This is a genomic window from Acinetobacter sp. YH12105 (genome assembly GCF_013419095.1).
In the GTDB taxonomy this organism is placed as follows: Bacteria; Pseudomonadota; Gammaproteobacteria; order Pseudomonadales; family Moraxellaceae; genus Acinetobacter; species Acinetobacter pseudolwoffii.
Window position 1 is genome coordinate 55,749 of record NZ_VPAU01000013.1, and the last position, 21,341, is coordinate 77,089.

Sequence of the window (21,341 nt, forward strand, 5' to 3'; positions counted from 1 at the left end):
ATTAGATTAACTGACGGCTTCTAGTCGCAAACCGCCAAAACGTTTATAAAATTGTGGATGTACCGGCGGCATCGAACCTTCCGAAGTCCGCGCGATTTCTATAAAGAATTCATCACCTGCCGCAACCACGGTTTGATATAAATTACTGCTCAGATTACGGGCATTCAGGGAAAGCCAGTTGGATGGCAATAATTCAAAAGGCAGATTCGGATCTTTTAATAAAATCCGGCGGAATTGATGAATCAGCAAAATTCGCAACTGAAAAGCCTGAACCGAATCCAGTTCATCTTCCTGTTCCACCAGATGAAAGAATTCCCGGAAATCCGCAATGAATTTTTCATAACGCTGATGCAGTTCCTGCACCGGCCAATTGGTGGCCACCATGCGTTTCACGGTTGGATAGGATTCCTGCCAAAGTTGCAAGGTTTCAGCTTTGAACACCACCACCTGATCGGTCATTTTCAGATTCAGCAGCAGGTTTTGCAGTTTCTGATGATCACAGCCCGGATAGGCCATGACATTGGTGGCGATATTGGCAAAACCCAGCCATTCCAGTTCTTTTTTCAGAACCAGTTTATTTTCCAGTTCCACTGAACTGAGCAGCACCAGATCCCATTTCTGATCCCATTCCTGATGGCTAAAACTGTAAATTTTTTGATCCGCCATAATAAAACGCTGGCGGCTGCTTTCGGTGACACGGTAATAACTGGTGCGGCCAATTTTCTCCGAGAACAGCCAGCCATTTTGTACCAGACGAAATACAGCAGTTCTTACTGAACGTTCATTAAAGCCGAAGACATCCATGAGCTGGATCAGGCTGGCCAGACTGATAATGCCACCGCGATGAAAAATACAGTCACCGAAGATGGTCATGATTAATGAGGTTCCGCTGAGTGCTTCATTTTGAATAAAGTCATCAATGATTTGTTTTAATTTCGGATTCATTACGCTTAACTTTACCTTGTAGAAACTGGATGATAGACCATTTAGTCATCATCCAGTAGGACTTCATGCAGACTTGCGGATATCGAAAACGCGCTGTGCCTTGCCTTCAGAACGTGGCAGACTGCCTTCTGGCAAAACTTCGACACTGACACTGATACCAACCATGGTTTTAATCTGGCTTTTTAGCTGAGTGGCCAGCTGGTGCGCCATAATATCACTGCTATCTTTACGCATTTCGGTACGGATATGCAATGTATCCAGATGGCCTTGTTTACAAATCTGGATCTGATAGTTCGGAATCAGTTGCTGGATCTGTAAAATCTGCTCTTCAATCTGCGACGGAAACACATTCACTCCACGGATAATCATCATGTCATCACTGCGGCCAACAATCTTGTCCATACGGCGCATGGTACGTGCCGTGCCAGGCAATAAACGGGTCAGATCACGGGTACGGTAACGGATCACCGGCATGCCTTCTTTGGTAATGGTGGTGAAGACCAGTTCACCGAGTTCGCCATCGGGCAGCACTTCACCGGTTTCAGGATGGATAATTTCCGGATAAAAATGATCTTCCCAAATGGTTGGGCCATCTTTGGATTCCAGACACTCCATGGCGACGCCCGGGCCCATCACTTCTGACAGGCCATAAATATCCAAGGCATCAATGCCGAGACGCTCTTCAATTTCCTTGCGCATTTCATTGGTCCATGGCTCTGCACCAAAGACGCCGGTTTTAATCGAACAGTTTTTGGCTGTACCAAATTTCTTTTCCAGCGCTTCAATAATATTCAGACAATAAGATGGCGTAACCATTAATGCCGTCGGCTTAAAATCATGAATCAGTTGCGCCTGTTTATCGGTTTGTCCGCCAGACATTGGGATCACAGTTGCACCCAAGCGTTCAACGCCATAATGCGCACCTAGACCACCAGTAAACAGGCCATAACCATAAGACACCTGAATGATATCTTTACTGCTCAAGCCGGCTGCGCGTAATGAACGTGCCACTACATCCGACCAAACATTAATATCATTCTGGGTATAACCGACCACGGTCGGCTGACCGGTGGTGCCAGAAGAGGCGTGCACACGTACAATCTGTTCCTGTGGTACAGCGAACATGCCAAACGGATAGTTATCGCGTAAATCCTGTTTGGTGGTAAACGGGAATTTGGCCAGGTCTTCCAGAGAATTAAAATCATCCGGATGCACACCCGCATCATCAAATTTCTTTTTATAAACCGGGCTATTCTGATAGGCATGCTGCAGGGTCTTTTTCATCCGCTGTAGCTGGACACTGCGTAACTCATCAACCGATACTTTTTCAATTTTTTCCATTGCATTGTTATTCATATTCTTACTCCTAACGCAGTCTTCCTGACCACGATTTAATTCATTGATTGAATGATGTCTTAATCCATATTTTCTAAAACCAGTGCAACACCTTGACCAACACCGACACACATGGTGCACAGTGCATATTTGCCTTGACGGCGTTTCAATTCATGCATGGCGGTAATCACCAGACGGGTGCCACTCATACCCAGTGGATGACCCAAAGCGATGGCACCGCCATTCGGGTTGATTCTTGCATCATCGTCTTGCAGGCCCAATTCCCGAATCACAGCCAGTGACTGTGCTGCGAATGCTTCATTCAGCTCAATCACGTCCATCTGTTCCAGGCTGAGTCCGGTTTGTTTCAAGACTTTCTGTACCGCTGGCACTGGGCCAATGCCCATATATTTGGCTTCAACACCGGCACTGGCCATCCCGATCACTTTGGCTTTGGGGTGCAAACCATACTGTTCCGCAAACTGCTGATTGCCGAGCAATACACAAGCCGCACCGTCATTGACCCCCGAAGCATTGCCGGCAGTGACCGAACCGCCTTCTTTACGAAATGGGGTTTTTAAGGCTGCTAGGTTATCCAGTGTGGTCTCGGCACGCGGGTGCTCGTCCTCGGAAATGGTCAGCGTGGTTTTCTTCGGACCATTGACCTCTACCGGCAGGATTTCTGCGGCAAAAATACCCTTCTGCTGGGCTACTGCAGTTTTCTGCTGGCTTTGATAAGCAAACAGGTCCTGATCTGCGCGACTGATCTGATATTTTTCAGCGACGTTTTCAGCTGTTTCCGGCATGCTGTCGACGCCAAACTGGGCTTTAAATTTTGGGTTGATAAAACGCCAACCAATCGTCGTGTCATAAATTTCTGGAGTACGGCTAAACGCTGAGGTCGGTTTAGACTGCACAAAAGGCGCACGGCTCATGGATTCTACCCCACCCGCCAAAATAAATTGTGCTTCACCCGATTTGATGGCACGTGCGGCAAGTCCAATCGCATCCAGACCTGAGGCGCATAAACGGTTCACGGTAAGTGCGGGAACAGATTCAGGCAGTCCTGCAAGTAAAGCCGCCATACGCGCAACGTTACGGTTATCTTCACCGGCCTGATTGGCACAGCCCAAGATCACTTCATCCAGTTTTGCCCATGGCAATGCCGGATGCTGCTCTTTCAGATATTGAATCGGTAGCGCTGCCAGATCATCAGCACGGATACTGCTCAGCCCACCGGCATAGCGTCCGATCGGGGTACGAACTCCATCAAAAATATAAACCTGTTCCATGATTTTTCCTTTTAGCCAGCCACGCGTAATGGGTGCTGCTGAGTTTGCTGTGCCTGTCCCTGCACCGCTTTCTTTGCTAAATATATACTAGTTCTATAGCGATCTTCACCATAAATACGATACATATTTTCTAAAATTTGTAAAATTGTGTAATATCCAATTCTGTCTGCCCATTCGAATGGACCACAAGGATAATTCACTCCATATTTCATAGCAGAATCAATATCTTGCTCTGATGCAATATCATGCAATACCGCTTCACAGGCTTCATTCACCAGCATGGCGATACTACGTATAACATAAAGACCTGGATGATCCTTAGACCAAATAGGTATCACATTCATACCTAGGAGGAATAGCTCTACTACCTGGCGCTGTTCTTCACTACAAGCGGGTGATGCAACCACCGGAATTGCTTGAGCATTGGCCCAATCTGCATGCCAGTCCATCAACATCACAGACTCATGTGGATAGGTAAATTCAACCGATTCGCCGAGCGATAATCGCAGGGAAAGATCTCCAATCAGGATTTCATTCTGTTCTGCTGCCTGAAAACTCAGCTCCAGATGAGAGGCCTGTTTTAAACGTGCAATCAGTGCTGATGAATGCAGCCATTCACCTTTTATCGTGACTTTGAGCTTATTCAGCGACTTGGCATAACACACTGGCAATTCATATACTGGCACAGGCTTGGACTGCGTGTAATCATAAAAACCCTGACCGGACTTGCGGCCATAACAGCCCGCATCGACCAGCTCTTTTTGAATCAAGGATGGGCGGTAGCGTGGCTCATAGAAAAACTCCTGATAGACACTTTGCGTGACCGAGAAATTTACATCCTGTCCAATCAGGTCTGTGAGTTCACACGGTCCCATGGCAAAACGGCCACATTCGCGCATGATGTAATCGAGCTGTTCCGGTGTGCTGGCATTTTCCTGTAAGGCGCGAAAGGCTTCGGCATAATACGGTCGTGCAACACGATTGACGATAAAACCGGGAGTCGATTTGGCCCGTACCGGAACTTTGTTCCAAGATGCCATCAGGGCAAATACTGCATCGGCCAGGACTGCTGAGGTTTTCAGTCCACGGATAATCTCGACCAGCTTCATCACGGGTGCCGGATTAAAGAAATGCAACCCAATCACCCGCTCTGGATGCGGAATCACCGAGGCAATTGCGGTAATGGAAATCGATGAGGTATTGGAAGCAAAAATCGTCTGTTCCGGGCAAATGGCAGCCAGCTGTTGAAACAGATTTTGTTTCACTTCTTTCTTTTCGACAATGGCTTCAATAATCAAGCCCGCATCGGCCAACTGTTGAATATCTTCGGCCACGATCAGATTGGCGAAGGTACTCTCCAGCAATTGCTGGGTCATTTTGCCATTCTGTACCCGCTTGCCAAGCTGCGCCTTTAAAGCAGTCAAGGCACTCTGAACTTTGCTGCGATCGAGGTCAAACACATAGGTCGGATGCCCGTGCATGGCGGCCAGTTGCGCAATGCCAATTCCCATGGTTCCCGCACCCACCACAGCAACTTTGAGGTGTTCCAAATTGATCTGCTGCATGATTTAGCATCCTTTATATTCAGGTGTACGTTTTTGCATAAAGGCTTGTACACCTTCTTTATAATCGCTTGAACGTCCAGCCAGACGTTGCAGGTCACGCTCCAGAATGAGCTGCTCATCCAGATTATTGTCGGCTGCGGCATGAATGGCTTTTTTGATTAGTGACAGGCCATAAGTCGGCTGCTTGGCCAAATGCTCGGCCAGTTTTTTCGCTTCCACTTGCAGTTGCTCATCTTCAACCACCTGCCAGATCATGCCCAGTTGTGCTGCGCGCTCAGCCGGAATTTTATCGCCGAGCATCGCTAAGCCCATCGCCTGGGCACGCCCGACCAGACGCGGCAAGAACCAGGTGCCGCCTGAATCCGGTACCAGACCGAGACGACAAAAGGCCTGAATAAAGGAAGCCGATTTTGCAGCAATTACAATGTCACAGGCCAGTGCAATATTGGCACCGGCCCCTGCCGCCACACCATTCACCGCACAAATCACCGGTTTTGGCATTTCAGTAATCAGTTTGATTAAAGGGTTATAGTATTTTTCAATTGACAGGCCTAAGTCCGGTGCATCAGCATTCGGATCGACCACACGATCATTCAAATCCTGGCCGGCACAGAAACCACGGCCTTCAGCTGAAATCACCACGGCACGAATCTGGCTGTCTTTGGCCCAGGCCTTGATAACCCTGGAGACTTCCTGATGCATGGTTTCATTAAAGCTGTTGAGCTGTTTCGGACGGTTAAAGGTCAGGTAGCCCACTGCATTTTTTTCTTCGACAATAATTGTTTGATATTCCATTACACACCTCTAAATTCTGGTTTTCTTTTTTCTAAAAATGCATTGATGCCTTCTTGGCGATCTTGGGTCGCCGCCAGCCAGACAAAATGCTGACGTTCCAATTTCAGTCCCTGACTTAATGTCACTTCATGAATCGACTTTAAAGATTGCTTGATGGCGCGAATGGCCAGCGGTGCCTGCTTGGCAATTTTTTCTGCCAGTTCCAGTGCGTATTGCACGGTCAGTCCTGCCGGACAAATCTGGCTGCTTATGCCATGTTGCAATGCGGTTTGTGCCGAAATCATTTCACCGGTCATGGCCCAGCGCATCGTCAATTGCTGACCGACCAGACGGGCAAGGCGCTGTGTTCCACCGGCGCCCGGCAACATGCCTAAACCAATTTCAGGCAAGGCAAACTGGGCATTGTCGCCAGTTAAAATCATGTCACCATGTAGAGCCAGTTCAAACCCTGCACCAAAGGCATAACCATTCACCGCCATGATTACAGGCTTGGAAAATTCATCAATTTTTTTCCAAAGCAGTGGCCGCTGATCCTGCTGGATGCTGACCACATCTAACTGCGCCAATTCATTTAAATCAGCACCGGCAGCAAAGCATTGCGTATTTCCGGTGATGACCACGGCTTTCACGGCAGCATCTGCTTCCAAGTCCTGTAAACAAGCTGCAATGTTTTGCAAGGTGGCATTGTTTAAAGCATTGCGCTTTTCTGGGCGATTCAGCTCAATCAGGACTACGCCGGGTTTTGGTGAGCTGGTTTTAATATAGGTCATCCTTGAACTCCTGCTGTGCTCAGTGCTGTAAATTCAGCTGTTATTCATCAAAACTCAGACGTACATTGGCCGTGGTTGGACGTGCCTGACAACTGAGCACATAGCCTTTCTGAATTTCATCTTCTTCCAGACTGTAATTCACCGCCATTTCAACCTGTCCCTCTAACACCTTACATTTACAGGTGGCACAAACGCCGCCCTTACAGGCATATGGCAGGTCGGCTCCGGCACGTAGCGCAGCATCTAAAATACTGTCATCCTGCTTAGAGACTTCAACAATCAGCTCGCGACCATCGAGGATGATATTGACGCGTTCTTCGCTGCGGCTTTCCATCTGCTGGGCGGTTGCTTTCGGTGCAGTACCCGTATTGAAGCGTTCCGTATGAATCTTGCTGCGTTGAATGCCCCAAGTCGGTAATACCGTTTCGACCGCTGCCATCATTTCTTCCGGACCGCAAGCGAAACAGTGATCTGCTTCGGCTGAAATCAGATTGGCCTGAAACAGCTGCTGCAATTTATCTACGTTGATACGCCCGTTAAAAATCTCGCTATCATTCAATTCACGGGAAAAAATATTCACCAATTGCAGACGCTCTTTAAAACGATCTTTCAGATCCATAATCTGTTCAGAAAACATGGTCTGTTTCCAAGAACGATTGCCATATACCAGCGTGAATGTTGCTTCCGCTTGACGGTTCAACACCGACTTTACAATCGATAAAATTGGCGTAATGCCACTGCCTGCTGCAAATCCTAGATAATTCTGGCCACCAGCCTTGGCGGCTTTCTGAAAGAACACCCCTTGCGGTGGCATGACTTCTAGTACATCGCCCGCTTTGAGATGCGCATTGGCCCAGGTTGAAAACTGACCCTGATCAATTTTTTTAATCGCAATGCTCATGTCTTCCTGAGTATCACTGCAGATCGAGTAGCAGCGGCGCAGCTCGCCGTCATCGGTTAAATGACGAATGGTGAGGTGCTGACCCGGCTGATATTGAAAAGTATCCAACTGCTCAGGCGCGAGATCAAAGGCAATGCAGATCGCTTGCTCGGTTTGTGGCTGAATCGATTTAATGGTTAATGGTATAAATTGGCTCATGGCAAAATCCTTCTTTTAGGTGGCGGTGTTCAGGCTTGTTATTGGTTTACCCTGCCCACCGCGCAATCGTTACAATCAAATACATTTGAAATAGTCAAAAGTTTCTAAGCAGTCCCGACATTGATATAAAGCTTTACAGGCGGTCGAACCGAATTCACTTAATAATTTGCTGTTGTTACTTAAGCACTGTGGACAGGTGATGCCATCGGTCAATGCCACATGCGTACCACAGCTATGTGACTGGCCTTGCGGCGGGGCAATACCATATTGCTGTAATTTGTGTTTGCCCGATTCACTCATCCAGTCCGTGGTCCAGGCTTGAGACAGGTCCACAATGACTTTGACCGGCGTCAAACCATTGGCCTCGAAAGCCTGGGTAATTTCTGCTTTTAATAAATCCGTGGCCGGACAGCCGCTATAGGTCGGCGTGAGTCGCACCACAATTTCATCCTGCTGATTCAGCTCGACGCCACGAATCATGCCCAGATCAATCACCGATAGTACTGGAATCTCTGGATCAGAAACCTGCTGCAAAACGTCCCAACATTGATCTTCTACGTGTCGAATCAGATTCATGCGACTCACTCCCTGTGATTGTGCCGAATTACCAGTTCATGTTTGGATATGAGCGCTGCATGTATTGCAGTTCAGCCAAAACAAAACCGAGATGTTCTGTATGTAAACCCTGTTTAGCTCCACTGCGATAAGCACCCAACTCTGGCAGGGTGAGTTCAAATCGCGCTAACTCGGCTGTAATGGTCTCCAGCCACTGGACTTTTAAGTTTTCAATATTCGGAATTACACCGGTATCGACTAGTTGTTTTTCAGCTGCCGTCAGGACGAAAAGCTCTTCGGTAAAACGCCATAACTGGTTTAGACCTTGCTGGATTTTTTCATGCGCTTCTGCGGTACCTAAACTTAGGCGTTCCATCCAGGTGGTGGAAAAACGCTGGTGATATTTCACTTCCTTGAGCGATTTCACTGCAAAAGCAGCTAGTTCAGCATGCTGACTGTGACTTAAGGCGCTAAACAATAAAGCGTGGTAGTGATCCATCAACCACTGGCGCACCAAAGTCTGGGCAAAATCACCATTCGGCTGTTCGCACAGCAGCAAATTACGGTATTCACGCTCGGTGCGGAAATAAGCCAGCTTGTCTTCATCACGGCCCAATCTTTCCACTTCACCGGCCAGACTGAGTGCAGTACGTGCCTGACCCAATAAATCCAGTCCGATATTGGCCAAGGCAATATCCAGCTCCAGTTCAGGTGCATGACCACACCACTCTGCCAAACGATGCGACAACACCAGTTGACTGTCGCCCACATGTAAAAGAAATTCTGCCAATACTTGATTTGTCATAATCTTCACCTTTCCCTTTACATGTGCTCGATGCCAGCTGGAATGTTATAAAAGGTTGGATGGCGATAGACCTTGTCCAAAGCCGGTTCAAAAAATTCTGCTTTTTCATCTGGCTGGGAAGAGGTAATCAATTCAGATTTCACCACCCAGATACTGATCCCTTCATTGCGGCGGGTATATACATCGCGGGCATTTTGTAGTGCGACCTCCTCATCTGGCGCACGCAGGCTGCCAACATGACGGTGACTCAGACCCTGTTTACTACGCACAAACACTTCATAAAGTGACCAGTTGTTTTTGTTATTCATGAGCAAATTTCCCTATATTGATCAAACTGTTTTAAGCAACTTTTTGTGCTGCTGACTGTTGCTGCTGTTTTTGCGCATAGACTGCTGCTGAATCACGTACCCACTTACCGCCTTCCCAAGCTTTGCGGCGTGCTTCAATACGCTCATGGTTACACGGTCCCTTGCCTGCAAGAATCGCAAAGAACTCATCCCAATTGATTTCACCAAATTCATAATGTCCGGTTGCTTCATTGAATTTAAGGTCTGGATCGGGAACGGTTAAACCCAGCTGCAAGACTTGCGATACAGTGTTATCGACAAATTTCTGACGTAAATCATCGTTGCTGAATAATTTAATTTTCCACTGCATGCTTTGTGCACTATTCGGTGAATTATCATCACTTGGACCAAACATCATCAGTGCCGGCCACCAGAAACGGTTCACCGCATCCTGTGCCATCTGCTTTTGTTCCGGCGTACCATTGGCCAATTCCATCATGGCTTCAAAGCCCTGACGCTGATGAAAACTCTCTTCCTTACAAACGCGCACCATGGCACGGGCATAAGGACCGTAAGACGTACGGCACAGCGCAACCTGATTGACAATAGCCGCACCATCCACCAGCCAGCCAATCGCTGCAACATCGGCCCAGCTCAGGGTTGGATAGTTAAAAATGGATGAATATTTCATGCGACCGGCAATCAGTTTATCCATCATGTCGTCACGATCCGCACCCAGGGTTTCTGCAGCACTGTACAGATACAAAGCATGACCGGCTTCATCCTGGACTTTCGCCATCAGCACGGCTTTACGTTTCAAGGTCGGTGCACGGGTAATCCAGTTGCCTTCCGGCAACATGCCCACCACTTCAGAGTGCGCGTGCTGACCGATCTGACGAATCAAAGTCTTACGATAAGCATCTGGCATCCAGTCCTTCGGCTCTATGGAAATATCCTTTTCAATCTTTTGATCAAAGATTTGTTGTTGATTATTCATTGTTCCCTCACTTATCCCAAGTGTTGATACATTCAAATTAAAACGATACGTAATTAAAATCAATATATATTTATTTGTATCATTTAATTTTTATGGCTTATTTTAAATAAATAATTGTTTTATATGATTAATTACTTTTAATTTTATTGTTAACTATTTTTAAACACAGATTTATGATTGACTTTTTTGCTTTTTAACGACAAATTATGAAACATCAAAATTAAAATACTTCTCAAAACGTATCATAAATGGAGTTTTACAATGTTAGAGTTAGATAGCGGCTCAAGCACAATGGATTATCAAGATGCTGAATTGACCCATAATCCTATTGTCATCAAAAGCTTAGCTTCATTGGTTTATGGTCAGGAATACACAGCGCAAGCCGGTTTACGTACGGTTTACCATGCCATAACCGGTGAAGCCGTTTATCAGGTCGGCAGTCAGGGCATCGATACCCAAGCCGTGGTGAATTATGCCAAACAGAAAGGCTCAACCATTGCCACCTGGACTTTCCATCAACGTGCCAATGCACTGAAGCAAGTGGCACAGTATTTATTAGAACGTAAAGAAGAGTTTTACCAGCTTGCCAAGTCAACGGGCTGTACCCGTAAGGATGCCTGGATTGATATTGAAGGTGGGATTGGAACCTTATATGCCTATTCGAGTTTGGTACGCCGTGAACTGAGTGATGAAACCGCATGGGTTGAAGACGCATGGATTCCGCTATCCAAGCAAGGCAACTTTGGCGCCAAACATATACTGAGTCCTAAAGCCGGTGTCGCAGTGCATATCAATGCCTTTAACTTTCCAATCTGGGGCATGCTGGAAAAAATAGCACCGACGTTACTGGCAGGCGTACCTTGTATTGTCAAACCGGCAACAGAAGGTGCCGAGCTGACCCACGCCGTGGTCAAAGCTATTCATGAAAGCGGCTTTTTACCAGAAGGTTCACTTCAGCTGATTTGCGGTCAGATTTATGATTTATTTGATCATTTAAATCCTCAAGATACGGTCACCTTTACCGGTTCAGCATCAACAGGACAAAAACTCCGTTCGCATCCGCACCTCAATGCCTACTCTATTCCATTCACCATGGAGGCAGATTCAGTCAACAGCGCGATTTTGACTGAACAAGCCAATGACGAAAGCATTGATTTATTTGTCCGTGAAGTGTTCCGTGAAATGACCTCTAAAGCCGGACAAAAATGTACCGCAATTCGTCGTGCGTTCATTCCGGCTGAACTTTTGGACACGGTACAGAGTCACCTAATTGAAAAACTGAAAAAAGTCGTTGTGGGTGATCCTGCTCAAGAAGGCGTCAGTATGGGTGCTTTGGCCAGCATCAAACAGAAACACGATGTTGCTGCAAAAGTTGAACAGCTGAGTCAAGATGCAGAGATTATATTCGGTAGTCACTTGCGTCAGGACTTTAAGATTCAAGTACAAAATACTGAGAAGTCTGCATGTTATCCACCAACAGTCTTGGTCTGCAAAGCACCGGCTCAGGCAAAAAATATTCATAAAATTGAAGCCTTTGGACCTGTAGTCACTTTAATGCCATATACTGACCTGGCTCAGCTGGCTGACTTGGTGGCACGTGGCGAAGGTAGTCTGGTAGCATCCATCGTACGCAATACCGATGAAAATATTGAACAACTGCTCAGCAAAATTGCGCCATGGCATGGCCGTGTCCATATTCTGGATGCTGAAAGTGCCAAAGAAAGTACCGGACATGGCTCGCCACTACCTTTGCTGGTGCATGGCGGACCGGGACGTGCCGGTGGCGGTGAGGAGCTCGGTGGCTTACGTGCAGTGAAACATTATATGCAACGGACTGCAATTCAAGGTTCCCCGAATGCCATGACCCAAGTCGGTCATAGCTGGACGGCTGGTGCTCAGGTCTTTGAAGACCGTGTGCATCCATTCAAAAAATCATTTGATGAATTGCGTATCGGTGAGCGTTTACTGACTGCACGACGTAGCGTGACCGAAGCCGATCTGGTCAACTTTGGTTGTCTGAGTGGTGACTTCTTCTATGCGCATATGGACAAAATTGCTGCGGCAGAATCCCTGTTTGGTGAGCGTGTGGCGCATGGTTATTTTGTCGTGTCTGCTGCGGCTGGCTTATTCGTTGATGCCGCTCCAGGTCCGGTTATTGCCAACTATGGTATGGACAACTTGCGCTTTGTGGAACCTGTGAAAATTGGTGATACCCTTCAGGTGGAACTGACCTGTAAGCAGAAAACCCCTAAAACACTGCGCGATCCGGAACAGAAACCACATGGTGTGGTGGTCTGGGATATTAAAGTCAAAAATCAGCGCAATGAGCTGGTCGCAACATATGATATTTTAACCCTAGTTGAACGTGGCTAAACATTTAAACTCAAAAAAGGAATCATTATGATTCCTTTTTTTTTGATTCAAATATTATTTGTATCTATTCTTAAAAAACAGATTGACGTCAATCCAATTAAACTTTAGATTGATCAAACACGATACAAAATAAAAATAATATATAAATTAAAAGTATCAAATAAATATCTCAAACGATCAGCACAGGATGTTGCATGATGAATGATAAATCGCTAGACATAGACATGGTTGAAAGGACGATTCAACCGCCCAATCAAAGTTTTGAGCCTACACCGACAGAAACGGCCGTGCCGCTGTCTGAACAGATTGAACCACCACCGGAAAGCAGCACCTATCAATGGTATGTGGTGGTCATTTGTATGGTGGCTTACATTCTGTCATTTGTAGACCGTCAAATTTTATCCTTAATGATTGAACCGATTAAAGCCGATTTAATGCTAAGCGATACCCAGTTCAGCCTGTTACAGGGTCTAGCCTTCTCCTTGTTTTATGCCATTATGGGTCTGCCCATTGCTGCGCTGGCGGATCAAAAGTCCCGGATTAAAATTATTGCGACCGGGATTGCATTCTGGAGCCTCGCTACAGCGGCCTGTGGTCTCAGTAAAAACTTTATTCAAATGTTTATTGCTCGTTTGAGTGTCGGTGCCGGTGAAGCTGCGCTTTCCCCTGCCTTTTATTCAATCGTTGCCGATTTATTTCCCAAAGATAAATTAGGCCGTGCACTCGGGGTATATGCGATTGGTGCCTTTATTGGTTCGGGTTTAGCTTTCCTGATTGGCGGCTATGTGATTGGCCTGCTAAAAGATGTCAGCTTCGTGGCTTTACCGCTCATTGGTGAAGTAAAAACCTGGCAACTTACCTTTATGATTGTGGGTCTACCAGGCGTATTGCTGGCCCTGCTGATGGTTTTGACGGTGCGTGAGCCTGCACGTAAGGGCATGAAAGTCGGTCAGGATGGTCAGGTCATTAAAGCCTCTTTCAAAAATTCGATCGGTTTTATCAAGACACATAAAAAGACCTTTTTCTGTCATTTTATCGGCTTTTCTTTTTACACCATGATGCTGTATTCGCTGCTGGGCTGGGCACCTGCCTATTACATGCGTAATTTCGGTCTGGATGCGAGTCAAACCGGTTATATCCTTGGGACGATTATTTTAGTGGCAAATACCTCTGGTGCCCTGTTCTGTGGCTGGCTGATCGACTTCTTTTCAAAGCGTGGCTATAGCGATGCTGCAATTCGTACCGGTGCCATTGGCTGTGCGGCGCTGATTATTCCGAGTGTGCTGTTTACTCAGGTCGATAATATGCAGCTTTCATTTGCGCTGATTTTTGTGGCGATGTTCTTCTCCACTTTCCCGATTCCTGCATCCGCTGCTGCTACGCAAATGCTGACACCAAACCAGTTACGAGCCCAGGTCTCTGCCAAGTTTCTGCTAATTTCAAATCTGATTGCCTTAGGCATCGGAACCACCGCAGTGGCGTTGATCACGGATAAATATTTTCAGAACACGATGATGGTTGGTAATTCTATTTCGATCGTCAATGCCATTGCCGGAGTGATTGGCTTCTTCTTGTTGTATAAGGGCTGTCAGTATTATCGTGAGAGTATGAAAGTCGAAAAACTGGCTGACTAAAATAGCTGGATATGAATCAGCCATCTTAAGCTTCACTGTGAAAGGCCTTTAATCCACATTAAAGGCCTTTTTTATATCCATTTCATAAGCTCAATTTTCAAGTTCTCAAATTTCAATTCTCCCTCCAACCTAGACAGGCTGGCTAAAAAAACGTATAACACCGTTTTAAATTTACAGGTGTGCACCGTTGAAACTTGTGCTTGCTCCCATGGAAGGCTTAACCGATCCGATTATGCGTGATGTGCTGACATCCGTAGGTAGCTTTGACTGGTGCGTGACCGAGTTTATCCGTGTCACCGACTCTATCCTGCCCGATCATGTTTATCACAGTTACTGCCCGGAACTGTTAAATGATGGCAAGACGGCGGCGGGTACGCCGGTACATGTGCAGTTTCTGGGAAATAATCCGGAAATGCTGGCAGCAAATGCAGCCAAAGTTGCCGCAATGGGCGCACCGGCGATTGACCTGAATTTTGGTTGTCCTGCGAAAACCGTGAACCGTCATCGCGGCGGTTCCGTTTTACTGGATGAACCCGAAGTGGTACATGAGTTAGTCAAAGCCGTGCGAGATGCAGTACCGGCGCATATTCCGGTGTCTGCGAAAATGCGTTTGGGTTATATGGATCGCAACTTTATGCTGGACAATGCCCATGCTATTGAAGATGCGGGAGCGTCTTGGGTCACCGTTCATGCGCGCACCAAAGCCGATGGCTATACCCCACCTGCTTTTTGGGACCAGTTACAACCGATCCGTGAAGCATTGAAAATTAATGTGATTGCCAATGGTGAAATCTGGAACAATACCGATGCCAAACAGTGTCGTCTAGAATCTGGCTGCGAAGACCTGATGATTGGCCGTGGTGCAGTGACCACACCCGACCTGACCCAATGTATCCGCCAAAATTCGGATGCACCTTTGATGAACTGGAATGAACTGCTGGAACTGCAAATTCGCTTTATCAATGGTCCCGCCAAAACTGAAATTGGCATGGTCGGTCGTTACAAACAATGGCTGGGCATGATGTCGAAACATTATCCTGAAGCCAAAGCCTTATGGGATGAAGTAAAGCGGATTAAAGTTCTTGCCGAGATTACCGAAAAACTGAAAGCTTCAACTATGTAAATGCAAAATCCTTTGAATGATTCAAAGGATTTTTTTGATTCTATAAATCATTTTAAGGCTGCTTATGCTGTTTTAAGCTTTCTACATGTTTCCGATTGGTTTTCCAGAATTTTTCTAAAAGCTGTTTTTCTAAATGCAGTTGTATCCGTTTTAATTTTGTTTCAGAAATCATCTGTTGATCAAAACTTTTCACATAATCGGTCCAAGCTGCGCCCCGAAATACCTCATTCGGCATTGGTGTTTTAAATACCGCATCCGGCATAAATACAATCACGGAATGCAAAAGATCTGGCTCCACAATATCAGTCAGTAATTGTTCCAGAACTTTGATGTGTTTATAGTTTTGATGAATCGGATTTTGAAATGTATAACTATTTTTATAAATTTTCTGGGTCCATTGTTTCTGACGCGCGCTTGCAAAAATCCAGCCCTTATAGTTTTTGGTTTCAATCACAAAGATGCCATAAGGACTTAATAGCAGATGATCGATTTGTGTGGTGGCACCTGCTCCATCTGGAAGGGTCAAATCATTCAGCAGAATGTAATTCAGGGTCTTTTAAATACCGTTTGACATGGGTACTGACCGTGAACTCACCTAACTTTTCTTAAAAATGGCTTAAATAATTTAAAAACAATCATGCCAAAGAACAGCAGAAAAATCCACCATACACTGAACCAGAGCGGACTTAATATCTGTAATATAGAATGTTCCATATTCTAATTTTCATTTATTTTAAGACTTCGATCTTAATGCGTTCGCTCAATATTTAACAGAATTTCTTTTTTATCCAAACCACCGGCGAAGCCCACCAGCTTACCACTGCTGCCAATCACCCGGTGACAGGGTGCAATAATCGAAATCGGGTTTTTCCCGTTGGCTGCACCCACGGCACGCACTGCTTTAACATTACCTACCTGCTCGGCAATATCGCGATAGCTTCGGGTCTGGCCATAAGGAATATTCAGCAGAGCCTGCCAGACTTTTTTCTGAAAATCGGTTCCGGCAAAGTCCAAAGGCAAGTCAAAAACATTGCGCTGACCAGCAAAATACTCCTGAAGCTGGCGTCTGGTTTCAATCAATACCGGATGCTGCGGATCTTCCACCAAGGTCGCCAGTTTCACCCGATTCGGCTGTTCACAATCCCAAAGCACAGCTACCAGTGCGGTGTCATTCGCGACCAGTCGTAACTGACCGACTGGAGAATCCATATAGAGATAACTTAAGTTCATGCTTACACCCTGTCCCGGATCAGCGGAGTTTATTTTCTATTTTAACTCAGTTCACCGAGACAGGCTGAAACAAATTATGAAGAAGATACTTTCATCAGCACCAGACCGGAAATAATCAATACTGCAGCCAGCATACGCATGGCCGATGTCGGCTCACCCAGAACTAAAATCCCGATCAGAAATGAACCCACAGCCCCGATTCCGGTCCAGATCACGTAAGCTGTGCCTAATGGCAAAGTACGCATGGCATAGGCCAGTAAGGCAAAGCTGAGAATCATAAAGAAAATGGTGATGATACTTGGCGTTAATCGGGTAAATCCTTCGGACAACTTCATGGAATATGCCCAAACGATTTCAAAAACACCTGCGAATATAAGTGCAATCCAGGCCATGCAGCCCTCCTCTTTTATCTAAGAATCAGGCCGTCCTGACGATTTTTCCTGTGCATTTCAGCATGAAATAGACAAGGGAGGTCGTTCCTCCTACCTATAAAAAATTTTATAAAACCAGATTACGCACACCTGATTATTTTTACAAAACATGACTCTTAGAGATGCAACTTAACCTGATCTTACTCAAATCTTCAAGACATTTGTCGCTGCTGTTATTATGGTAGATATTCAAAATGATCATTCAGAAATAGCCCCTATGATCAGGCAAATTCAGCAACAACAATTTCACAAAAATAAGTGCAGCATATCAAGTTATACACATCCATTAAATTTAAATAACGAGCAAAGAGATTACACAATGAAATACAATTTTAAGACCTATTGATCACTTTTTATTTAACATGATTATGAACCTGTGATGAATAAACGACCCCTAAACAAGAGGGGTTGTAAGGTATAAAAAGAACCAGATTTGAGCTCTTTTTATACAAATTTCGTCTAAGGCATAATCAATCTGGCTACAAATGATTACATTTTACACAACATATCCATATGGTTACCCACATGGATATCTACACACTTATCCATAAAGTTATCCACATATTTATGTGCATACTACTTTTTAGCGATTAGAGTTGAACCTGACCGACTTTGGCTAATTCTGCACGCATTTCATCAATTACAGCTTTATAATCCGGCTTGCCAAAAATAGCAGATCCAGCGACAAACATATCCGCCCCCGCTTCGGCAATTGCACGAATATTGCTTGGGGTAACACCGCCATCGATTTCCAGCTGAATATCACGCCCTGAAGCATCGATCAGTTTACGGGCCTGACGCAGTTTATCCAAAGTCATCGGAATGAATTTCTGTCCACCAAAACCCGGGTTTACACTCATCAACAGAATTTGATCTACTTTATCTAATACATAATCCAGATAATGCAGCGGTGTGGCCGGGTTAAAGACTAAACCGGCTTTTGCACCACCCGATTTGATCAACTGTAAAGAACGGTCAATATGGTCAGATGCTTCCGGGTGGAAGGTAATGATATCGGCACCTGCTTCAAGGAAATCCCCGATCATACGATCTACCGGTTTCACCATCAAATGCACATCAATCGGGGCTTTGATCCCATAGTTTTTCAATGCCTTACAAACGCCTGCACCAAAAGTCAGATTCGGTACATAATGATTATCCATCACATCAAAATGAACAACATCTGCCCCTGCTGCCAAGACGTTCTCGACTTCTTCACCTAATCGGGCGAAATCGGCAGATAAAATTGAAGGTGCAATTAAATATGGCTTGGACATGGGAGAACCTGGCTAGCTAAAATTGGATTTTTCTCATTATAACAAATCCAGTCCGGCTACTGTGACCTTGATGTTGCAAGAATAAAACGCTGTGTAACGCTTTAAGGCTTATGAATGCCTTTCAATTTGGTTTAAAGTCCTGACAAGGATAAAAAGTTTAGAGGAGTAAGAATGCAAAGTACCGCCCAGATCCAGACTCAACAGGCGCAGCGCCTTGCCAAACGCCTGGCCAATCACTGGAAGCATAAGTTTACCATCGAAGAAACAGACCAGCAGTTCCTGATTCATTTTCCGAGTGCAGAGCTGATGTTAATTCCTCAGACTGAGCACTTGCTGGTGACCATCCAAAGTAGCGATGAATCTACCGATTTCGATAAACTGGAAAATGTGGTTCTGGATCATCTCATTCGCATGGGACAGGAAGATTTAACAGCAGACTGGCAAAGATAAGCGATAAAAAGCCCTGATGATCTTATATCTAGTAGGGCTTTTTTATATGAATAATGTTAAATTTAAGGCTGAAGCTGTACCGCATGAAACTGTAGATGGTCATCCATAAAACTTTGAATAAAGTAATAGCCATGATCATAACCCTGATGTTCACGCAAGGTCAGCGGCTGGTTCACGGCATCACAGGCCTGCTGGAACAGCGCCGGATTCAGCTGGCTATAGAACTGGTCTGAAAAACCCTGATCAATCAGGATGTCAGCGAATAAAGCCCCTTTCTCTTTAACCAGTGCAGTCGCATCATGCTTGAGCCATTCTTCACGGTTTTCACCCAGATAATTCGAGAAAGCTTTGTCTCCCCAAGGACATTGGCTTGGTGCACAGATCGGTGCAAAAGCCGAAACTGAACTAAATTTTTCTGGATATTTAAAAGCCAGAGTCAATGCACCATGTCCGCCCATACTGTGACCGAATATGCCGATCTTGCCCGGCTGAATCACAAACTCTTCTGTGACCAGTGCATAGAGTTCATCGACGATGAAGCTTTCCATCTGATAATGTTCAGCCCACGGCGCTTCGGTGGCATTGATATAAAAACCTGCTCCCTGACCGATATCCCAGTGATCGCCTTCTGCCACAGCTTCACCGCGTGGCGATGTATCCGGTGTGATTAAAATCAGGCCCAATTGTGCTGCCAGACGCTGCGCATGTGCCTTAATCGCAAAGGTTTCCTCGGTACAGGTCAAGCCTGCCAGATAAAACAATGCCGGACAGCTATGACCTTCTAGGGCTTGAGGCGGCAGATAAATGCCAAATTTGGTCGATGTTTTCAGTGCTTTCGAATCAAAGCGATAAATCCGCTGTTCACCTTCAAAGCTCCTATTGTTCTGTACGAGTTCCATGGCATATTCCTTATGATTGCAGCATATCTGCTGATGACATTGATCTAAGGTGATTGTGTCATTGTACTGGTTTGCGGAAATAAACGTTGTTCCAGCTGTGGCAACATCAATTGCATATTCTTGCCAATCACCCATTGCGGTTCTGAAGGCTCGAAGCCTTGCGCTGATTCCCATTTTGCTACGGTATCTCTGGCCTGTTCGAACGCGGCTTGCAGACTGCTATTTTCACGCATCGCTTCATCAAAGAATGCACGGCCAAAATAGGTATAATCCGCTTCATTGGAGCAGCCAAAAGACTGACGGTCAGCTGCCGAAGCCGTAACCACCAGGGTATTGTCATTCTGCAGGGCCGAAGCAAAGCTGCCGGAAAAACAGGCCGAGATCACAATCACACGCCAGCGAATGCCTGCTGCATCCAGTGTTTCACGTAACCATTTTGGATCGACCTGGGCCAAATCCAGCGGCGCATTTTCCATTTCAAACACATTTGGCAGACCATGAGAGGTCATATATAAAAATAACACATCACTTTCACGGTTCATCTGCTGGCCCATACGGCGCAATGCCAGTTCCATACTGGTCTTGGAGGCAATCGGCAGGGTGGTACGTGTCGCCGGATGATTGACCAAAGCAATAGAACGGCCATAAGTGCCAAAACGGGTATCAAACTGCTCTTTAATCCGCTCGATTTCAGAATGAAATACATCCTGATAACTTGCGCCAGCCACGCCCATAAAATACCAGTGCGATTGGGCAAATTCACCGTATTCGATATTTTCCAGGGCTTTATTCAGCAAAATTGGCTGCGCATAAAATGCATCTTCGGCAAAGCTCGGTGGAATTTCTTCGACTTTCCAGATCGGTTGATCTTTGACTGAAATTTGCCAGACCACCAGCGTAAACAAGGTCGCCAGCATAATCAGCGCACGTTCCCACCACGGCCATTTTAATTCACGTGAAATTACCCAGACCACAGCCAGACTTTGCCAGACAAATAACATGACAAACAGGGTCGGAATATAGTCATAGAGGATATAAGGCAGATAGTCCAGATCGCCCAGATATTGAATCAGGCACTGGAACAGCATGATATGGGTATCTAAAACCAACCATAACAATGCCGGCACCAGCATCAAACGCAGGTTATTGATCCGTTGCGACAGAAAGATACCCACAATCAGCGCAATAAAAGGCCAAAGTGCATAACTAATCAGACCTTGAGAGTTAAAATCTCCCATACGGCCTGAACTGAGCCAGCTAAATAGGCTGTTGGCACAACCACCCAGAATCCCCCAGAACACCAATTGCATGATCGATGGACGAACCAGTTGCAATGAACGCCGAGATCCCAGAAATAACCACATCCCGGCAATTTGGTTGCTCTTAAAATCGTGCCAAAAATTAATGGAGGGTTTAAAGTCGGTCATAGAATTTCAAGGAGATCAGTGGCTCGCTAAGGTGCTGAATAAGTTTATGCTT

The 21,341-nt window shown here is 45.8% G+C and carries 20 protein-coding genes and 1 pseudogene; 4 read left to right on the forward strand and 17 right to left on the reverse strand.

From position 1 onward, the window contains the following. Positions 1-6: 6 nt before the first annotated feature. From FTU44_RS10450 to paaA, 11 genes are all read right to left on the reverse strand, one after another. Positions 7-945, reverse strand: a complete 939-nt coding sequence (locus FTU44_RS10450; protein WP_180050613.1) for a PaaX family transcriptional regulator C-terminal domain-containing protein — start codon at positions 943-945, stop codon at positions 7-9. Between the two features lie 63 nt (positions 946-1,008). Further along, complete coding sequence (gene paaK, locus FTU44_RS10455; RefSeq protein ID WP_159138559.1) at positions 1,009-2,301, reverse strand: phenylacetate--CoA ligase PaaK; 1,293 nt, start codon at positions 2,299-2,301, stop codon at positions 1,009-1,011. A gap of 59 nt (positions 2,302-2,360) precedes the next feature. Continuing rightward, a complete protein-coding gene (gene pcaF / locus FTU44_RS10460; RefSeq protein WP_180050616.1) occupies positions 2,361-3,572 on the reverse strand; it encodes a 3-oxoadipyl-CoA thiolase in 1,212 nt (403 codons plus the stop codon). 11 nt (positions 3,573-3,583) lie between these two features. Beyond that, positions 3,584-5,137, reverse strand: a complete 1,554-nt coding sequence (locus tag FTU44_RS10465) for a 3-hydroxyacyl-CoA dehydrogenase (protein WP_180050619.1) — start codon at positions 5,135-5,137, stop codon at positions 3,584-3,586. Positions 5,138-5,140: 3 nt separating this feature from the next. Further along, a complete protein-coding gene (gene paaG, locus FTU44_RS10470) occupies positions 5,141-5,932 on the reverse strand; it encodes a 2-(1,2-epoxy-1,2-dihydrophenyl)acetyl-CoA isomerase PaaG (RefSeq protein WP_180050622.1) in 792 nt (263 codons plus the stop codon). Then, complete coding sequence (locus FTU44_RS10475; RefSeq protein WP_180050625.1) at positions 5,932-6,702, reverse strand: enoyl-CoA hydratase-related protein; 771 nt, start codon at positions 6,700-6,702, stop codon at positions 5,932-5,934. Before FTU44_RS10475 ends, paaG begins: the two co-directional genes overlap by 1 nt. A gap of 40 nt (positions 6,703-6,742) precedes the next feature. After that, the gene (locus FTU44_RS10480) at positions 6,743-7,801 is read right to left on the reverse strand and encodes a 2Fe-2S iron-sulfur cluster-binding protein (RefSeq protein ID WP_180050628.1); all 1,059 of its coding nucleotides are present in this window, start codon (positions 7,799-7,801) and stop codon (positions 6,743-6,745) included. Positions 7,802-7,876: 75 nt separating this feature from the next. Further along, complete coding sequence (gene paaD / locus FTU44_RS10485) at positions 7,877-8,377, reverse strand: 1,2-phenylacetyl-CoA epoxidase subunit PaaD (RefSeq protein WP_005247163.1); 501 nt, start codon at positions 8,375-8,377, stop codon at positions 7,877-7,879. Between the two features lie 28 nt (positions 8,378-8,405). Continuing rightward, positions 8,406-9,161: a 1,2-phenylacetyl-CoA epoxidase subunit PaaC gene (gene paaC, locus FTU44_RS10490; RefSeq protein WP_180050631.1), complete on the reverse strand. Its 756-nt coding sequence runs from the start codon at positions 9,159-9,161 to the stop codon at positions 8,406-8,408. A 17-nt stretch (positions 9,162-9,178) separates the two neighbouring features. Beyond that, a complete protein-coding gene (gene paaB / locus FTU44_RS10495; RefSeq protein WP_004279183.1) occupies positions 9,179-9,469 on the reverse strand; it encodes a 1,2-phenylacetyl-CoA epoxidase subunit PaaB in 291 nt (96 codons plus the stop codon). Between the two features lie 31 nt (positions 9,470-9,500). Next, positions 9,501-10,445 carry a 1,2-phenylacetyl-CoA epoxidase subunit PaaA gene (gene paaA, locus FTU44_RS10500; RefSeq protein WP_100328957.1) on the reverse strand — a complete coding sequence of 315 codons (945 nt, stop codon included), beginning with the start codon at positions 10,443-10,445 and terminating at the stop codon, positions 9,501-9,503. 261 nt (positions 10,446-10,706) lie between these two features. Here paaA and paaZ point away from each other — a divergent pair, with 261 nt between their 5' ends. The 3 genes from paaZ to FTU44_RS10515 all read left to right on the forward strand — a co-directional run bounded on the left by paaZ (position 10,707) and on the right by FTU44_RS10515 (position 15,575). Continuing rightward, positions 10,707-12,818 carry a phenylacetic acid degradation bifunctional protein PaaZ gene (gene paaZ, locus FTU44_RS10505; RefSeq protein WP_180050633.1) on the forward strand — a complete coding sequence of 704 codons (2,112 nt, stop codon included), beginning with the start codon at positions 10,707-10,709 and terminating at the stop codon, positions 12,816-12,818. Between the two features lie 194 nt (positions 12,819-13,012). Continuing rightward, positions 13,013-14,452 (forward strand): MFS transporter, encoded by a 1,440-nt coding sequence (locus tag FTU44_RS10510; RefSeq protein ID WP_005172468.1) that lies wholly within the window; start codon positions 13,013-13,015, stop codon positions 14,450-14,452. 187 nt (positions 14,453-14,639) lie between these two features. After that, the gene (locus tag FTU44_RS10515; RefSeq protein ID WP_180050636.1) at positions 14,640-15,575 is read left to right on the forward strand and encodes a tRNA-dihydrouridine synthase; all 936 of its coding nucleotides are present in this window, start codon (positions 14,640-14,642) and stop codon (positions 15,573-15,575) included. 52 nt (positions 15,576-15,627) lie between these two features. Here FTU44_RS10515 and FTU44_RS10520 read toward each other — a convergent pair. The 4 genes and pseudogenes from FTU44_RS10520 to rpe form a co-directional block, all read right to left on the reverse strand. Further along, positions 15,628-16,289 (reverse strand): annotated as a pseudogene (locus FTU44_RS10520) (nuclease-related domain-containing protein). Between the two features lie 33 nt (positions 16,290-16,322). Further along, positions 16,323-16,805 carry a methylated-DNA--[protein]-cysteine S-methyltransferase gene (locus FTU44_RS10525; RefSeq protein WP_005095887.1) on the reverse strand — a complete coding sequence of 161 codons (483 nt, stop codon included), beginning with the start codon at positions 16,803-16,805 and terminating at the stop codon, positions 16,323-16,325. A gap of 74 nt (positions 16,806-16,879) precedes the next feature. Then, complete coding sequence (gene sugE / locus FTU44_RS10530; protein WP_005095886.1) at positions 16,880-17,197, reverse strand: quaternary ammonium compound efflux SMR transporter SugE; 318 nt, start codon at positions 17,195-17,197, stop codon at positions 16,880-16,882. Positions 17,198-17,826: 629 nt separating this feature from the next. Continuing rightward, a complete protein-coding gene (gene rpe / locus FTU44_RS10535; RefSeq protein WP_180050639.1) occupies positions 17,827-18,513 on the reverse strand; it encodes a ribulose-phosphate 3-epimerase in 687 nt (228 codons plus the stop codon). A gap of 171 nt (positions 18,514-18,684) precedes the next feature. On the opposite strand from rpe, the gene FTU44_RS10540 reads away from it, so the two are divergent. Further along, positions 18,685-18,963 (forward strand): DUF2218 domain-containing protein, encoded by a 279-nt coding sequence (locus tag FTU44_RS10540; protein WP_005095882.1) that lies wholly within the window; start codon positions 18,685-18,687, stop codon positions 18,961-18,963. A gap of 62 nt (positions 18,964-19,025) precedes the next feature. On the opposite strand, the gene fghA is transcribed toward FTU44_RS10540, so the two are convergent. After that, entirely contained in the window at positions 19,026-19,862 is an 837-nt protein-coding gene (gene fghA / locus FTU44_RS10545; protein WP_100355870.1) for an S-formylglutathione hydrolase, read from the reverse strand. Between the two features lie 44 nt (positions 19,863-19,906). Then, positions 19,907-21,289: a C13 family peptidase gene (locus FTU44_RS10550; protein ID WP_180050642.1), complete on the reverse strand. Its 1,383-nt coding sequence runs from the start codon at positions 21,287-21,289 to the stop codon at positions 19,907-19,909. Positions 21,290-21,341 lie beyond the last annotated feature (52 nt).